Genomic DNA, 14,933 nt, shown 5'->3' with positions numbered 1-14,933 from the left:
GATGGCGCCGCGAACGGAACGGGAGCGGCACCGTGGACGATCGGATCGGTCCTGCCCTGCGCGAGGCGCGGATCAGGAAGAAGCAGACCTTGCGGGGCGTGGCACTGGCCACGGGACTTTCGGCGAGCCTGCTGTCGCAGGTCGAGACCGGCAAGTCCCAGCCTTCGGTGAGCACGCTGTACGCGCTGGTCAGCCACCTGGGCCTCTCGCTCGACGAACTGCTCGGCCTCGACCTCGCCGATCGCCGGGCCGCGGCCGAGACCACCGAGACGCCCGTGTTCGCCGAACCGCACGGCGCCCCGGTCCAGCGCGCGGCCGACAACCCCGTGCTGGACATGGACAACGGCGTGCGCTGGGAACGCCTCGCGGTGCACGACGCGCAGTCGGTGGAACCGCTGCTGGTCACCTACCGGCCGGGCGCGAGCAGCTCCGCCGACGGCGGCCTGATGCGCCACCCGGGGATCGAGCACGCCTACCTGCTCGACGGCGAGCTCACCGTGCGGTTCGAGGCCGAGTCGCACGTGCTGCGCGCGGGCGACTCGATCTCGTTCCGCTCCGACCGGCCGCACCTTTACGTCAACCACACCACCACGAACGCGCGCGGGCTGTGGTTCGTGGTCGGCCGCGCGGGCGCCGGCCGAGCCCGCGAGCGGATCGCCGGGCCACCGGCCGAGCTGCTGCGGCTGCTTGCCGACCGGCACCCGGCGTCCGGCGACGAGGGCTGACACGGGGGTCACCGGTCCTCCGCGGGCGGGATGATCCGCTCGGCGCGCAGGGTGTCGAACAGCCGCGCGAAGGAGTCCAGCGTGCTGGTGTAGCCGGTGAAGCCCGCCTTGCGGCTCTTGCTCATGTCGGTCAGGCACTCGATGGGCCGGCCGAGGTCGCTGTCGGTGTGCCACCACGACGCGACGCGGCTGACGTCAGCCTCGCGCAGCCCGTGGCGTTCGGCGATGCGGCGCCACACCGGTGCGGCGTCGGCCATCTGCTCCTCCAGCGGCGCGGGCTCGCCGTCGAACCCGGCTGGCTTCACGCCGAGCAGGTCCGCGATGCGCGGCCACATCCAGCGCCAGCGGAACACGTCGCCGTTGGCGGTGTTGAACGCTTCGTTTCGCGCGTTCTCACTCGTGGCCGCCCACACCAGCTGGTCGGCCAGCAGGCCGGCGTCGGTCATGTCGGTGACGCCGTTCCACTGCACCGCCGAGCCCGGGAAGCGGAAGTCCCGGCCGGTCTCGCGGCACACGGCCGCGTAGACGGCCAGTGTCATCCCCATGTTCATGGCGTTGCCGACGGCGTGCCCGATCACGGTGTGCGCGCGGTGCACGCTCCAGGTGAAACCGTGGCGCTCGGCCGCCGCGAAGAGCTCGTCCTCCTGCGCGTAGTAGAAGTTCGGCACGTCGAGGCGGGCCTCGTCCTCGTGGAACGGCGTGTCCGGCGTGACCCCGGCGGCGTAGGCCTCGAACGGGCCCAGGTAGTGCTTGAGCCCGGTCATCAGGGCGACGTGGCGCACGGTGCCGCCCGCCGTGGCCGCCGCCAGCACGTTGCGCACAATGCCGGCGTTGACCTCGATGTTCTCCGCCTCGGTCGGGCGGCGCGACCACGCGGTGAGGAAGACGTGCGTCGGCTTGGTGTCCGCGAGCGCCGCGCTCAGTGCCGCCGGGTCCTCGAGGTCGGCGCGCACCGACTCGACCCCGGCGATCCCGGACTCGTTCCGGCGCGACACCCCGGTCACCGCCCAGCCGCGCTCGACCAGGCGGGTGGCCACCGCGGACCCGGCGATGCCGGTGACGCCCACGACGAGTGCTGTTCCGCTCACTGTCTCCTCTTTCTGCTTGTCTTCGGTGCGGGTCAGGCCAGGGCCGGCGTGCGGCGGCGCACGCGGGTGTAGATCGCGGCCGCGATGAGGATGAGGATTCCCTGGAAGAAGTACTGCCAGCTCTGGCTGAGGTTGAGGAACGTCGTCGCGTTCAGCACCTCCTGGATGAGCGTGGCGCCCAGCAGCGTGCCGATGAACGACCCGCGCCCGCCGGCCAGGCTCGCGCCGCCGAGCACGACCGCGGTGATGCTGGAGAGCGTGTAGCTCACGCCCTGGGTCGGGTCGCCCACGCCGATCTGGGCCATCAGCAGCAGCGCGCCGAAGAACGTGAGTACGGCCGCGCCGACGTAGGCGAGCACGTGGACCCGGTTCACCTTCACCCCGAGCCGCCGCGCGGATCCTTCGTTCGACCCCGCCGCCCGCAGGCCGCGGCCCCACGCGGTGAAGCGCAGCGCCAGCTCCAGCGCCACCGCGACGAGCACCGCCACGAGGAACGCGATCGGCACGAACCCGACCGTCGCGGTGATGGCGTCGGTGATCGACGTGCTGATGAACCCGCCCTGGAACGGGCGCAGCAGCAGCGAAACACCCTGGAGTCCGATGTAGAGGGTCAGCGTCGCCGCCACCGCGGTGAACCCGCCGAAGCGGATCAGCACACCGTTGAGCAGCCCGCTCGCCACGGCGACCACGAGCATGATCACGAACGCGAGCACCACGAGGACCGGCGACTTGCCGTCGGTGACGAAAAACGACGCGATCACCACCAGCAGCCCGGCCAGCGGGCCCACGGACAGGTCGATGCCGCCGGTCATGATCACGATCGTCTGGCCCAGGCTGATGAACGCGAGCGCGGTGAGCAACGTGAGCAGCGAGGTGATGTTGAACGGCGCCAGGAACCGCACGTTGTGGGCGAAGGTGTAGCCGCCGAGGGCGAGGATCACCAGTGCGAGCACGATGCTGGGCGCGTAGTCGCCCTTGGCGAGGTCGCGCAACCGTTGGGCCATCGGCGTTGTCGGTGCCGTCGGTGTCCTCGGTTTCCGCGGCGGGCGGGCTTCGGGAGCCTTGCGCGCCGATGGCGCCTCCGACCGGAGGGTCGTGGCGTTGACGACGGAGCCGGTGATCTTCTCCTCCGTCACGTCCCCACCGGTGAGCTCCGCGACGACATGGCCACGCGAGAACACCACGACCCGATCGCACAGGCCTTCGAGCTCCTTGGCGTCGGAGGACACCACGACCACCGGCACGCCGGAGGCGGCCACGTCGCGCATGATCGTGTAGATCTCCGACCTGGCACCGACGTCGACCCCCTGGGTCGGCTCGTCGGCCAACAGCAGGCGTGGCGCCGCGAGCAGCGCCCGCGCCATCACCACCTTCTGCTGGTTGCCGCCCGACAACGCCATCACGTTCGTCTCGCGCGAAGCGGTTTTCACCGCCAGCTTGGCGAATTCGGTGTCCACCGCCGCCCGTTCGCGCTCGGGGGACACCACTCCCCCGCCGGCGAAGGACGGCAGCGCGCTCACCGCCGCGTTCTCCCGAACCGACATCGCCGGCAGCAGGCTTTCGCGGTGCCGGTCGGCCGGCATGTACGCCGTCGCGCCGACGAGGGCGCGGCCCCGCAGCCGGGTGCCGTCGAGCACGATTTCGCCCGTCGAGTGCCGCAGCCCGGCCAGCGCGCGCAGGAACTCGCTCTGACCGTTGCCGACGATGCCGGCCAGGCCCACGATCTCCCCGTGGTGCGCGACGAGCCGCGCGCCGGAGAACCCTTCTCCCGAAAGGCCTTCGACCTCCAGCGCCACCTTCGCGCCGGCCGGGTCGCCGAGCTTGGCGGGGAACGTCGAGGCGAGCTCGCGCCCGACGATCATCCGCAGCATCTCGTCGTCGGTCAGGTCGGCGACCTTCGCGTGGCCGCGGGCCCGGCCGTCGCGCAGCACCGTGACCTCGTCGGCGATCTCGCGGACCTCGGCCAAGCGGTGGGTGATGTACACGACCGCCGTGCCACGGGCGGTGGCCTGGCGCACCTGGTCGAAGAGGATCTCCGACTGCTCCGCGCCCAGCGGCGCGGTCGGCTCGTCGAGGATCAGCACCTTCGGCTCCAGCGCGACGGCCTTGGCCAGCTCGAGCAGCTGCTTCTGCGCCACGCCCAGGTCGGCCACGCGATCGGCCAGGCGCACATCCGCGCCGACGCGGCGCAGCAGCTCGGTCATCCAGATCCGCGGCGGGCCCGCCGGCATCCGCTCGGCCGGCACCGCGAGCCGGATGTTCTCAGCGACCGTCATGTCGGCCACCACCGCCGGGTGCTGGTGCACGATCGCGATGCCGAGCCGGCTCGCCCGGTCGGTGGTCAGGGCCGCGATCGGCTCGCCGGCCACGGTGATCGTGCCCTCGTCGGGCCGGGTCGAGCCGGAGGCGATGCCCATCAGCGTGGACTTGCCCGCGCCGTTCTCGCCCAGCAGCGCGTGGACCCGGCCGCCGAAGACGTCGAGCGACACCTCGGCCAGCGCGCGCACGGGGCCGTAACTCTTCGAGACCCCGCTGAGGCTCAGGGCCGCTGCTTCGGTCATCGGTTCGCCTCCTCTACTTCAGCGCGGCGATCTGGTCCGCTTTGGACAGTGAGCTGGACACGAACGCGTCGCTGGGCAGTGCCTTGTCGCACGTGACGGGGTGCGGCTGGCCGGAGATCGAGTCCTCGAACGCCGACTGCGGGTACACCAGGTCCTTCGGCACCACACCCCCGGTCGCCTTGGCCACCGCGACGTCGATCGCCAGGCGGGACATGGCGTTCTGCGAGGAGACGGTGAACAGCTGGAACGGGTTGCCGGCGTCCTTCTGCTGCTGCCAGTTGCAGGCGAGCTGGTTGGCGTCCTCGGTCGCGATCGCCGGGATCTTGCGCCCGGCCGAGGTGAACGCCGAGAACGAGCTGGCCAGCGCGGCGCCGAAGTCGGTGGTGATCGCGTCGATCTCCGGGTTCTTCGCCAGCGCCGCGGTGATCACGCGCTGGGTCTGCGCGGCGTCCCAGTTGGTCACCTCGTACGGCGTGGTGCCCACGAACTGGATCCCCGGGTGGTCCTTGAGCACGCTCTGCATGCCCTTGAACTCGTCGAGGCTCTGCGAGTTCGCGGCCGGCCCGCCGAGGTTGAGCACCTTGCCCTTGCCGTTCAAGGCCTTCACCAGCCACTGTCCCCACAGGACACCGGCCTGCTCGAAGTTGGTGCTCACGAAGGCGTCGTAGTCCTGGCCGGCCGTGCCGCCCGGGTTCACGCGGTAGGGCACGGTGATCACACCCGCCTTGTGCGCGCTGCGCAGCGCGGGCAGCACGGCCTGGCCCGCGTCGGGGAACACGACGATCGCCTGCGTGCCCTTGGCGACGAGACCCTGGATGTCGGAGATGGCCTTCTGCGTGTTGCCCTGCCCGTCGGTGTAGGTGAAGGACGTGACGCTGGGGCACTTGGCGACCTCGGCCTTGGCCTCGGCCGTGGTGACCTTGCGCCAGTTGTTGTCACCGAAACCGTCGGCCAGGCCGAGCGTCACCTGCTTCGAACCGCACCACGACGGGCCGTTCGGGTTGGCGGGCTTGCCTTCGGCACCGGTCGAGCCGCCGTCGTCCACCGCGCACGCGGAGGTGAGCAGGGCGAGGGAGGCGAGGCCGGCGAGCAACGACCGGCGGCGGGGGTGGAGTGGCATGGGAAAACCCTTCCTACTGCTGGGTCCGGGGGGAGGGGACACGGCGGAACCAGCCGCGCACGGCGGCCCAGTTCACGGTGTAGACGGCGACACCCGCGGCGAGCGCGAGCGCCTGGACGATGTTGTTCGTCGCCGCGCTGACGCCGAGCGTCAGCACGAACTGGTCGAGCTGCGACAGGAACAGGGCGGCGACGGCGCTGGCGACCGGGCTGCCCTTGCCGCCGAGCAGCGAGGTGCCGCCCAGCACGACAGCCGCGACCGAGGGCAGCAGCAGTGTGTCGCCCTGGAACGCGCCCGGCGTGGTGACGATGCCGGCCAGGAGGATGCCGGCCGTACCGTAGAGCAGTGATGCCCACACGTAGGCGGACAGCTGGTGGCGCTTCACCCGCAGGCCCGCGAGGCCGGCGGCTTCCGGGTTGTCGCCCACGGCCTCGAAGCGGCGGCCGGGCACGGTCCGCTTCATCGCGAAGCCGGTCACCGCGACGAGGACCAGCGCGATGTACACGGCGTACGGCAGGCCGAGGAACCGGCCGGTGACGATCGAGTGCAGCGCCGAGGTGGTCGTGACCGGCGAACCACCCGAGATGCCGAGCACCACCGCGTAGAGCAGGGCGTTGGTGCCGAGTGAGGTGACGATCGCCGACATCCCGAGCCGGCTCACGACCAGGCCGTTGAGCAGCCCCGCGGCCACGGCGGCGACGTACGCGAGCAGCACCGCGGGCAGCAGCTTGCCGTTGTCTCCCGCGGGGTAGTGGGTCACGATGATCACGCTCAGCGACACCGTGCCGGGCACCGACAGGTCGATCCCGGCCTGCTGCACGACCAGCGTCTGTCCGATCGCGACCACGGCCAGCACGGCCGCGAACGGCAGCATTCCCTGCAGCGAGCTGCGGCCCAGGCTTTCGGGCTGCAGCACCAGGCTGACCGCGAACAGCAGGACGGTCGCGACGAGGATGGTGACGAGACCGCGGGAAGCGGTGCGGGCCGTCGTCCGCTGCCAGAGCGAGGGCCGGGCCGGCCGGCCGGTCGCCTCTTCCGGGGCGGGCGCCGGGGCCGACTGGGCGACGACCACGGAACTCCTTGTCGTGTCGTTCATCGGTTTGCTCCTCGGGTGCCACGCGCACCGGTTCGCAGGGCAGGACGAAGTAGGTCCACAACGGACTTGTGGACTTCGGACAGTGGTGTTGCGTTGTGGCGGCGGGTTTCCCGCCGGGGTCAGCCGACGCGCACGAGCAGCTTCTGCGCGTCGCCCTCGGGGTCGAGCAGCCGGTCGAAGCCGCCGGTGACGACGTCGTCGACCGCGATCACCTCGGTGAGCACCCGCTCCACCGGGAAGCGGCCGGTGGCGACGAGCGAGATGATGCGCGGGAAGTCGTACACCGGGTAGCACCAGGTGCCGACCAGGCTCAGGTCTCGTTGGGACAGCGCCATCGGGTCGATCGTCGCGGGCCGCACGTGCAGGCCCACCTGGGTCGCGGTGCCGTGGGAGCGCAGGCTGCCCAGCGCCGTGGCGAGGCCGGCCTCGGAGCCGGAGCACTCGGCGGCGACGTCGGCCCCGACGCCCTCGGTGAGGCCGCGCACGACCTCGGGCACGTCTTCGGTCAGCGGGTCGAGCACGGTCGCGACGCCGAGCGCGCCGAGCAGTTCCCGGCGGCGGGCGTTCGGTTCGCTCACGATGACCTGCGCCGCGCCGGACGCGTGGGCGTACAGCGCGGCGAGCGCGCCGATCGGGCCGGCACCGGTGATGAAAATGCTGTCGCCGGTGCGGAACCCGGTGCGGTCGACCCCGTAGGCGGCGACCGCCGCCGGCTCGACGAGCGCGCCCTGCACGTCGGACACCGATTCGGGCAGCACGGCGATCTGGTAGTCCGGCACCACCACCTGCTCGCTGATGCCACCGCCGTCCCAGCTGAGCCCGGTGCAGGCCATCCGCGGGCACAGGTGGTTGAGCCCGCGGCGGCAGTAGTAGCAGTGTCCACAGTAGACCAGGGGCATCACCGAGACGCGGTCGCCGACGCGCACCCCCGTGACTTCTGCGCCGATTTCCAGGACCTGGCCGGAGAACTCGTGCCCGAGCACCTGCGGCGCCGCGGCGTGCGACAGCGGGTGCGGGCTGGTGGGGATCACGATCGGGCCCGCCGCGTACTCGTGCAGATCGGTGCCGCAGATCCCGGACAGGAACGGCCGAACTCGCACCTGCCGCGCTCCGACCACGGTCGGTTCGGGCACGTTCTCGACCCGGATGTCGTGCTTGTCGTGGAAGACCGCGGCGCGCATGCTCAACTCCTCTTGGCCTCATCAGAAGCCCGCGCGGCCGGGATCCGGGCGCGGACGCGGCGTCGCTGTTCGCCGGGTGCGATCCCGTTCGACGACGCTGTACAGCGATAGTGAACAATGAACCGCCCGGTGAGTCAAGAGGCGGCGAACAGGTTCTGCCAAACGCCAGGTCATCAGTGTTCTTTCTTGACAGCACAGGCATCCGAGCTGTTCACTTCGAGCAAACGCCCGCTGCTTTCCGTCACCGCAGCGCTTCCGGCACCCGCTCTCCCGCTCTCCTCCGGAGGAACCCATGGACCTCGGCACGCGTCTGGGCCACCTGTCCTACTCGACCCTCGTGCACCCCGGCGACACGTGGGAGGAGATGAACGCCAGCCTCGAGACCTACGTGCCCGAAGTGAAGCGGCGGGTGTCGCCCGACGCGCCGTTCGGGGTGTCGCTGCGCATCTCGGGCGCGTCCTCCGCACGCCTCGCCGATGACGGCGACGAGCGGGACCGGCTGAAGAAGTACCTGGCGGAGAACGATCTTTACGTCTACACCGTGAACGCGTTCCCACACGGGCCGTTCAAGGGCCGCTCGGTGATGGAGGACGTGTACGAGCCGGACTGGAGCACCGAGGAGCGCGTCGCCTACACGAACCGCGTGGCCGACGTGCTCGCGGACATCGCGGGCGAAGGCGTGGAGCCGACCATCCAGACGGTGCCGCTGGCCTACCGGCCGAAGGTCACCAGTGAGGCGTACGTGGAGCTGTTCACCCGCAACGTGCTGCGGGTCGTCGCCCACCTCGTCGCGCTCGAACGCCGCACCGGGCGCCGGGTGAAGCTCGCGATCGAGCCGGAACCGTTCTGCTACCTGGAAACCATCGCGGAAACGGTGGAGTACTTCACCACGCGGCTCTACTGCCGGACGGCGGCCGAAACGTTGTCCGAGCTCGCCGACCTGCCGCTCGCGGAAGCGTTCGGGGCGTTGCGCCGTCACGTCGGGATCGTGTTCGACATCGGGCACCAGGCCGTGGAGTTCGACGACATCCCGGCCTCGCTCGACCTGCTGGCCGCCGCGGGCGTGCCGATCTTCAAGCTGCAGCAGGCCGCCGCGCTGTGGGTGCCCGAGGTGACCGACGACGTGGTGCGCGAGCTGGAACGGTTCACCCGCACCATCTACCTGAGCCAGACCTCGGAGCTGCGCGAGGGCACCGTGACCCGCCACCTCAACCTCTCCGACGCCATCGCCGCGTGGCGGCGCGAACCCGGCGGCACGCGCGAGTGGCGCACGCACTTCCACGTGCCGGTGTTCCTCGACGACCTGGGCCCGTTCCGCACCACGCGGTTCGCGGTGGAGCAGGCGCTGGACCGGCACCGCGCGCAGCCGCAGTCGTCGCACCTGGAGATCGAGACCTACACCTGGGACGTGCTGCCCGAGGACCTCAAGACCGGCGACATCACCGACTACGTGGTGCGGGAGTTGGACTTCGTCCGCGGACGGCTCACAGCTTGACGTCAAGCTACAGTGAACACTGACTGAACGACAGCACGAGGAGCGAGCAGTGGCAGCCAGACACGAGCCGGCGGAGCACCCCGAGGCGGCGAACCTCGGCTCGAAGCTGCGCGCCCGCCGCCAAGAGGTCGGCGTGACGCTGCGGCAGTTCGCGCGCGACCTCGGCTACTCGGCCGCTTTCGTGTCGCAGATCGAGAACGGCAAGTCGCAGCCGTCGGTCGCGACGCTGTACGCGATGTGCACCGCGCTGAACGTCTCGATCGACGAACTGTTCGCCGGAGCGGGGGCGGAAGCTGTGCCGCCCGCCCCCGCTCCGGCCGCCGGCGTCGAGCGCCACAGCTTCCACGGCGCGCTGGCGAAGCTCAACGAGGAACCCGAAGAACACCAGAGCCCCATGCTGCGCCCGGGTGAACGCCGGCAGCTCGTCCTCGACTCCGGTGTCACCTGGGAGCAGCTCTCGTCGATCCACGACAGCACGGTGGACTTCCTGCACGTGCGCTACGAGGTCGACGGCAGCTCGGTGCCCGGCGAGAAGCTCACCCGCCACTCCGGCATCGAGTACGGCTACATCATCAGCGGCACCCTGGAGGTCGCCCTGGCCTTCGACACCTACGAGCTCCACGCCGGCGACTCCATCGCCTTCGACTCGACCACCCCGCACCGCCTCACCAACCGCGGCGACGGCCCGGCCGAGGCGATCTGGTTCGTCCACGGGCGTAAACCGGCTCGGTGAAGCTGTTCAGCACGGCGCTTCCAAGATCGTTGCCCGCCGGCCGCGCCTTCTCGCCGCACAGGGCCTGGTCCTCCCGGAAACTTCGGTCACCCGCTTGCGCCGGCCAGTCCGGCGCTTCCATTGCGCGGCAACGATTGTTGCGATCACATTAACGAACATAACGCGTGTAGTCCCATCACCTGAGAAACCTTGTGCCCGCCGAATCGGCCTCCTATGGTCCGTCAGACGTCTGACGTCTGAGGAGGCAGCGGATGGTGGCCGACCGAGTCGAGTCCCCGGCAGGACGAACCGACCGGGGTGACCGCGCCCAGGACTCGCGGGCCGACGCCCAGGACGAACGCGACCGCCGCGCCGATCGCCGGCACCGGCGGGTGGTCCGGGGCGGGCAGTGGGGCGTCGGCGTCCTGATCGTGGCGCTGTGGCAGCTGGCCGGGGAGGTCTTCGGGGCCTTCACCGTCAGCAGTCCGTGGCTGATCGTCCAGCGGATCGGCGAGCTGGTCACCGGCGGCACGCTGTGGCCGAACCTCGGGACCACGCTGGCGGAAACCTTCGCGGGGCTGGCCATCGGCATGGTGATCGGCGTGGCGCTCGGGGTGCTGATCGCGCCGTCGCAGACCGTCGGGCGCTGGTTCTACCCGTACATCATGGCGCTCTACAGCCTGCCCCGGGTCGCGCTCGCGCCGCTGTTCATCGTGTGGTTCGGCATCGGCCTCGAGTCGAAGATCTTCATGGTCGTGACCATGGTCGTGTTCGTCGCCTTCTACAACACCTACCAGGGCATGCGGGGCATCGAACCCGACCTGCTCGAGATGACGCGCAGCTTCCGCGCGCCGTGGACCGCCCGGCTGCGGTGGGCCATCCTGCCCTCCATCGCGCCGTGGATCCTCACCAGCCTGCGGCTCTCGATCGCGCTGGCGCTGATCGGCGCGGTGATCGCCGAGCTCGTCGGCGCGAGCCAGGGCCTGGGCTACTACATGGGTTACGCCGCCAACGTGCTCGACACCACCGGGGTCTTCGCCGGCCTCGTGATCATCACCGTGATCGCCATGCTCGCCGAGCAGCTCGTCGCCCTCGTCGAGCGACGCGTGCTGCGTCACCGCGCCACCCGCTGAGCTCCCCCACCGCACGGACTTCACAGATGAGGACACACCGATGACCATCCTCTCCCGCGTGACGGCCACCGTCGCCGCCCTCGCCCTGGCCGCGACCGCCACCGCGTGCAACAGCTCCTCGGCCGGCAGCGGCGGCGACGCCAAGACGATCCGGGTCGAGCTGTTCTGCAGCGGGCTCGCGCCCATCGCCGCCGAGCTCGCGCTGAACAGCGGGATCGCTGCCCAGAAGGGCATCACGATCAAGCCCATGTGCGTCACCAGTGGTTCCACCGCCACGAACGCGCTCATCGGCGGCAGCGCCGACGTGTTCATGGGCGACATCGGGCACGTCGTGCTGGCGCAGAAGAAGGGTGTGAAGATGCGCGCCTACGCCGTGGCCAACGACCGCTTCTCCTACCTCATGGTCGCCCGCAACGACATCGCGTCGGTCAAGGACCTCGCCGGCAAGAAGGTGGCCGTGACCGCGCCGGGCACGCTGTCGGACACGGAGATGCAGAAGGCGGCGCTGGACGCGGGCCTGAACCCGAAGAAGGACCTCACGGTCGTCAGCGGCGGTGCGGGCGCGACGATGCAGGCCGAGCTGGGCGGCGGCCAGGTCGTGGCCGGGATGACGAGCCAGCCCGACACCCTGCAGCTGCTGCGCACGGGGAAGTTCAAGGTCCTGTGGCAGGAGCCGGACTACCGCTACGTCGACATCGTGGCGATGGCCGACCAGGACTGGGTTTCCGGGCACCAGGACCTCATGAAGACGTTCCTCGCCGCGATGACCGAGGCGTCCACGCAGGCGAAGGCCAACGCGGACCAGGCGACGACGTGGATGAAGAAGCAGGGCTACCAGATCAGCGACGCCGACCTCAAGACGATCGTGACCGAGGCGGTCAAGAGCGTGCCCGGCGACCTGAAAGCTCAGGACGCCGTGGTGAAGTCCTCGACGGACCTGTTGGTGCGCACCGGTTTCCTCACCGAGCCGGTTCCGTCCACGGGGGACATCTTCGACTACAGCCTGCTGCCCGCGAAGTAGCCGGGAGGACCACATGACCGAGACCCTGACCTCCTCCCCCGAATCCGTCGCGGCCACCCCGAAGCTCAGCCTGCGCGAGGTCGGGCTCAGCTACCGCACCCGCAAGGGCCGCTTCGTCGCACTCGACGACGTGACCCTCGACCTCGCCCCCGGCGAGTTCGTGGCGCTCGTGGGCCCCAGCGGCTGCGGGAAGTCCACGCTGCTGAAGCTCATCGCGGGCCTGCTGCCCACCACCACGGGCGAGATCCGGCTCGACGGGCAACCGGTGCCTGAAGGCGTGCCGGAAGGCGTGGGCCTGGTTTTCCAGTCCGACGCACTGTTCCCCTGGCGCACGGTTGCCGACAACATCCGGTTTCCCTTGGCGCTGAAGGGAGTTCCCGCCGAGCAGCAGCGCGCAGAGGTGGCGCGGCTGGTCGAGCTGGTCGGGCTCGCCTCGTTCGAGCAGAGCTATCCCAACCAGCTCTCCGGCGGCATGCGCAAGCGGGTCGGCATCGCCCGCGCGCTGGCCTACGACCCGGATGTGTACCTGATGGACGAGCCGTTCGGACCGCTGGACGCGCAGATGCGCATCCGCCTCGGCGGAGAGTTCCTGTCCATCTGGGAGAACCTCGGCAAGAGCGTGGTCTTCGTGACCCACGACGTCGAGGAGGCCGTGGCGATGGCCGACCGCGTGCTCGTGATGAGCCGGGGCCCCGGCACGATCAAGGAGGAGTTCCGCATTTCCCTGGACCGGCCGCGGCACTTCCAGGAGGTCCGGTTCGAACCCGAGTTCCAGCGCCTGCAACGGGCGATCTGGCGCAGCCTCGCCGAGGAGTTCGACGCGTGATCATCGACTGCCACAACCACGTGCTGGCCACCGCCCTGCCGCCCGGGCACGAGCGGTTCGTGCGCGAGATGCGCGCGCCCGGGCACCGGCGGGCGGGCCGGCTGCCCGCGTACCGGCCGGCCACCGACGAGGACTGGGCCGGACTGGAGGGCGACCTGGACCCGATCGACCCCGGCACCCTCGTCGAGGACCACCTCTCGGCCGGAGTGGACCGCGCGACCGTGCTCGCCGTGGCGCCCTCGACCTACACCACCTACGGCGAACGCGGCACGATCGACCTGGGCCGGGTGACCGATGTGGACGGTCCACTCGAAGTGGCCAAGAGCAACGACTACATCGCCTCGCTCACCCGCAGCCACCCCGAGCTGATCGGCATGAGCGCGGTGAACCCGAAGTTCCGCGGCGTCGAGTGGGCTCGCGACGAGCTGACCCGCGCGGTCGGCGAGCTGGGCCTGCAGGGGCTCAAGCTGTACCCGATGTACGACCACTACGCGCCGGCGGATCGCGATCTCGCGTTCCCGATCTACGAGCGGGCGGTGGAACTCGGCATCGGCGTGATGGTGCACATGGGCACGTCGTCGGCGAAGGACACGGTGCTCGACTACGGCCGGCCCGGCGCGCTCGACGAGGTCGCCCGGTACTTCCCCGACCTGCCGCTGCTGGTCTGCCACGCCGGGTTCCCCTGGGTCGACGAATGCCTCGCCATGGTCGCCCGGCACGACAACACGTACCTCGACATCAGCATGTTCGCCACGAAGTCGACGCAGCGCGGGCTGTACGACTTCCTGCTGCGGGCCCAGCAGCTGGGCTGCCCCCTGTCGCGGATCTGCTGGGGCACCGACTACCCCGGCGGTGGCAAGCCCGCCGTCCTGCTGCCGAAGCTCACGCTCATCAACGACGTCGCCGACCCCGGCGCCCCGATCTCACGGCTCGACCTCGCGAACCTGGTGGGCGGCAACTGGGCCCGCTTCGCCGGCCTCTCCGGCTGGAGCGAGCAGGAGACCCTGGACCAGCTGGCCGAGTGGGAACCGAGGTGGCGCGCCGCCCGCTGAGCGGGCCACGGGTGTTCAGTCCGCGGGGCAAGGTCATTACGCTCGTCGTAAGGGCCGGCGAACGCAGCGGGTCGGTACCGTGCCGTACGACAGGCCGTGAGGCCGCACCGGGGAGGACGACCGATGACCATGCGTGAGCCGGAGCTGACGCCCGTCTCCATCCGGAGCGTCGCCGCGGACTCCTATCGGCAGGCCAAGGAGCAGCTGCGCGAGGCCATCACGCGCTACGCCGCCGAGGGCCGCTACCGCCTGCCGTCGGAGGAGGAGCTCAGCACGGCGCTCGGGGTCAGCCGCGCGACGCTGCGTTCGGTGCTGCAGTCGCTGCAGAAGGAAGGCCGCATCCGGCGGCTGCACGGCAGCGGCACGTTCATCAACCGGCACACGATCGGCCTCGCGGCCAACCTCGCGGAGGCCAGTCCCTTCGTCGACCTGCTGACCCAGGCCGGCTACCGGCCCGGCGTGCGCACGCTGGACCAGCGCGTGATCGCCCTCGACGAGGAGCTCGCGGGCTCCCTCGAAGTCCCCGCGGGCGGGCCCGCGCTGCGCATCGAGCGGGTCTTCGAGGCCGACGGCCGGCCCGCGGTGCACAGCGTCGACCACGTGCCGGCCGCCCTGCTCGGCGAGCACCCGGAAGACAGCGACCCGGGCCGCTCGACCTTCGAGTTCGTGGAGACCGACACCGGCATGCCGGTCTGCTACTCCGTCGCCGAGATCCGGCCGGCTCTGCCGCCGGCCGAGGTCGCGGCGGCCCTCGGCATCGCCCCCACGAGCCCCGTCCTGCGTTTGCGCCACACCCACATCCGGGCCGACGAGCTGCCGGTGGCGGTCACGGTGGTGCACGTCAACGACGATTACCTGCGGTTTTCGGTGATCCGGACGTATCTGGACCAGTGAGCTCGGCGGTCCACTGAGGACTGTTGGGG

At 70.6% G+C, this 14,933-nt stretch carries 13 protein-coding genes; 8 read left to right on the top strand and 5 right to left on the bottom strand.

The window, feature by feature from the left end:
• Positions 1–32: 32 nt before the first annotated feature.
• Complete coding sequence (locus ACWEOE_RS28680; protein WP_452014501.1) at positions 33–725, top strand: cupin domain-containing protein; 693 nt, start codon at positions 33–35, stop codon at positions 723–725.
• Between the two features lie 8 nt (positions 726–733).
• On the opposite strand, the gene ACWEOE_RS28675 is transcribed toward ACWEOE_RS28680, so the two are convergent.
• The 5 genes from ACWEOE_RS28675 to ACWEOE_RS28655 form a co-directional block, all read right to left on the bottom strand.
• The gene (locus tag ACWEOE_RS28675; protein ID WP_452014499.1) at positions 734–1,813 is read right to left on the bottom strand and encodes an SDR family oxidoreductase; all 1,080 of its coding nucleotides are present in this window, start codon (positions 1,811–1,813) and stop codon (positions 734–736) included.
• Between the two features lie 32 nt (positions 1,814–1,845).
• Positions 1,846–4,374: an ATP-binding cassette domain-containing protein gene (locus tag ACWEOE_RS28670; protein WP_452014497.1), complete on the bottom strand. Its 2,529-nt coding sequence runs from the start codon at positions 4,372–4,374 to the stop codon at positions 1,846–1,848.
• A 13-nt stretch (positions 4,375–4,387) separates the two neighbouring features.
• Entirely contained in the window at positions 4,388–5,494 is a 1,107-nt protein-coding gene (locus tag ACWEOE_RS28665) for a substrate-binding domain-containing protein (RefSeq protein ID WP_452014495.1), read from the bottom strand.
• Between the two features lie 13 nt (positions 5,495–5,507).
• On the bottom strand, positions 5,508–6,590 hold the full coding sequence (locus tag ACWEOE_RS28660) for an ABC transporter permease (protein WP_452014493.1): 1,083 nt from the start codon (positions 6,588–6,590) through the stop codon (positions 5,508–5,510).
• Between the two features lie 119 nt (positions 6,591–6,709).
• Positions 6,710–7,771 (bottom strand): 2,3-butanediol dehydrogenase, encoded by a 1,062-nt coding sequence (locus ACWEOE_RS28655; protein WP_452014491.1) that lies wholly within the window; start codon positions 7,769–7,771, stop codon positions 6,710–6,712.
• A gap of 292 nt (positions 7,772–8,063) precedes the next feature.
• On the opposite strand from ACWEOE_RS28655, the gene eboE reads away from it, so the two are divergent.
• From eboE to ACWEOE_RS28620, 7 genes are all read left to right on the top strand, one after another.
• Positions 8,064–9,266 (top strand): metabolite traffic protein EboE, encoded by a 1,203-nt coding sequence (gene eboE / locus ACWEOE_RS28650; RefSeq protein WP_452014489.1) that lies wholly within the window; start codon positions 8,064–8,066, stop codon positions 9,264–9,266.
• Positions 9,267–9,315: 49 nt separating this feature from the next.
• Positions 9,316–9,999 (top strand): helix-turn-helix domain-containing protein, encoded by a 684-nt coding sequence (locus tag ACWEOE_RS28645; protein WP_452014487.1) that lies wholly within the window; start codon positions 9,316–9,318, stop codon positions 9,997–9,999.
• 251 nt (positions 10,000–10,250) lie between these two features.
• Positions 10,251–11,111, top strand: a complete 861-nt coding sequence (locus tag ACWEOE_RS28640) for an ABC transporter permease (RefSeq protein WP_452014485.1) — start codon at positions 10,251–10,253, stop codon at positions 11,109–11,111.
• A gap of 40 nt (positions 11,112–11,151) precedes the next feature.
• The gene (locus ACWEOE_RS28635; protein WP_452014483.1) at positions 11,152–12,132 is read left to right on the top strand and encodes an ABC transporter substrate-binding protein; all 981 of its coding nucleotides are present in this window, start codon (positions 11,152–11,154) and stop codon (positions 12,130–12,132) included.
• Positions 12,133–12,145: 13 nt separating this feature from the next.
• Positions 12,146–12,958, top strand: a complete 813-nt coding sequence (locus tag ACWEOE_RS28630) for an ABC transporter ATP-binding protein (RefSeq protein ID WP_452014481.1) — start codon at positions 12,146–12,148, stop codon at positions 12,956–12,958.
• Positions 12,955–14,010 (top strand): amidohydrolase family protein, encoded by a 1,056-nt coding sequence (locus ACWEOE_RS28625; RefSeq protein ID WP_452014479.1) that lies wholly within the window; start codon positions 12,955–12,957, stop codon positions 14,008–14,010. Before ACWEOE_RS28630 ends, ACWEOE_RS28625 begins: the two co-directional genes overlap by 4 nt.
• 123 nt (positions 14,011–14,133) lie before the next feature.
• On the top strand, positions 14,134–14,904 hold the full coding sequence (locus ACWEOE_RS28620) for a GntR family transcriptional regulator (RefSeq protein WP_452014477.1): 771 nt from the start codon (positions 14,134–14,136) through the stop codon (positions 14,902–14,904).
• The last annotated feature ends 29 nt before the right edge of the window (positions 14,905–14,933 follow it).

Source organism: Amycolatopsis sp. NPDC004368 (genome assembly GCF_053602515.1).
The sequence above is the reverse complement of the archived record's forward strand: the minus strand, read 5'-3'. Positions and strand labels throughout refer to the sequence as shown.

Excerpts from the sequence above, each read along its gene's own strand:
- ACWEOE_RS28665 (WP_452014495.1), bottom strand. The coding sequence starts at position 5,494 with ATGCCACTCCACCCCCGCCGCCGGTCGTTGCTCGCCGGCCTCGCCTCC.
- ACWEOE_RS28635 (WP_452014483.1), top strand. The coding sequence starts at position 11,152 with ATGACCATCCTCTCCCGCGTGACGGCCACCGTCGCCGCCCTCGCCCTG.
- ACWEOE_RS28655 (WP_452014491.1), bottom strand. The coding sequence starts at position 7,771 with ATGCGCGCCGCGGTCTTCCACGACAAGCACGACATCCGGGTCGAGAAC.
- ACWEOE_RS28660 (WP_452014493.1), bottom strand. The coding sequence starts at position 6,590 with ATGAACGACACGACAAGGAGTTCCGTGGTCGTCGCCCAGTCGGCCCCG.
- ACWEOE_RS28640 (WP_452014485.1), top strand. The coding sequence starts at position 10,251 with ATGGTGGCCGACCGAGTCGAGTCCCCGGCAGGACGAACCGACCGGGGT.
- ACWEOE_RS28670 (WP_452014497.1), bottom strand. The coding sequence starts at position 4,374 with ATGACCGAAGCAGCGGCCCTGAGCCTCAGCGGGGTCTCGAAGAGTTAC.
- ACWEOE_RS28620 (WP_452014477.1), top strand. The coding sequence starts at position 14,134 with ATGACCATGCGTGAGCCGGAGCTGACGCCCGTCTCCATCCGGAGCGTC.
- ACWEOE_RS28630 (WP_452014481.1), top strand. The coding sequence starts at position 12,146 with ATGACCGAGACCCTGACCTCCTCCCCCGAATCCGTCGCGGCCACCCCG.
- eboE (WP_452014489.1), top strand. The coding sequence starts at position 8,064 with ATGGACCTCGGCACGCGTCTGGGCCACCTGTCCTACTCGACCCTCGTG.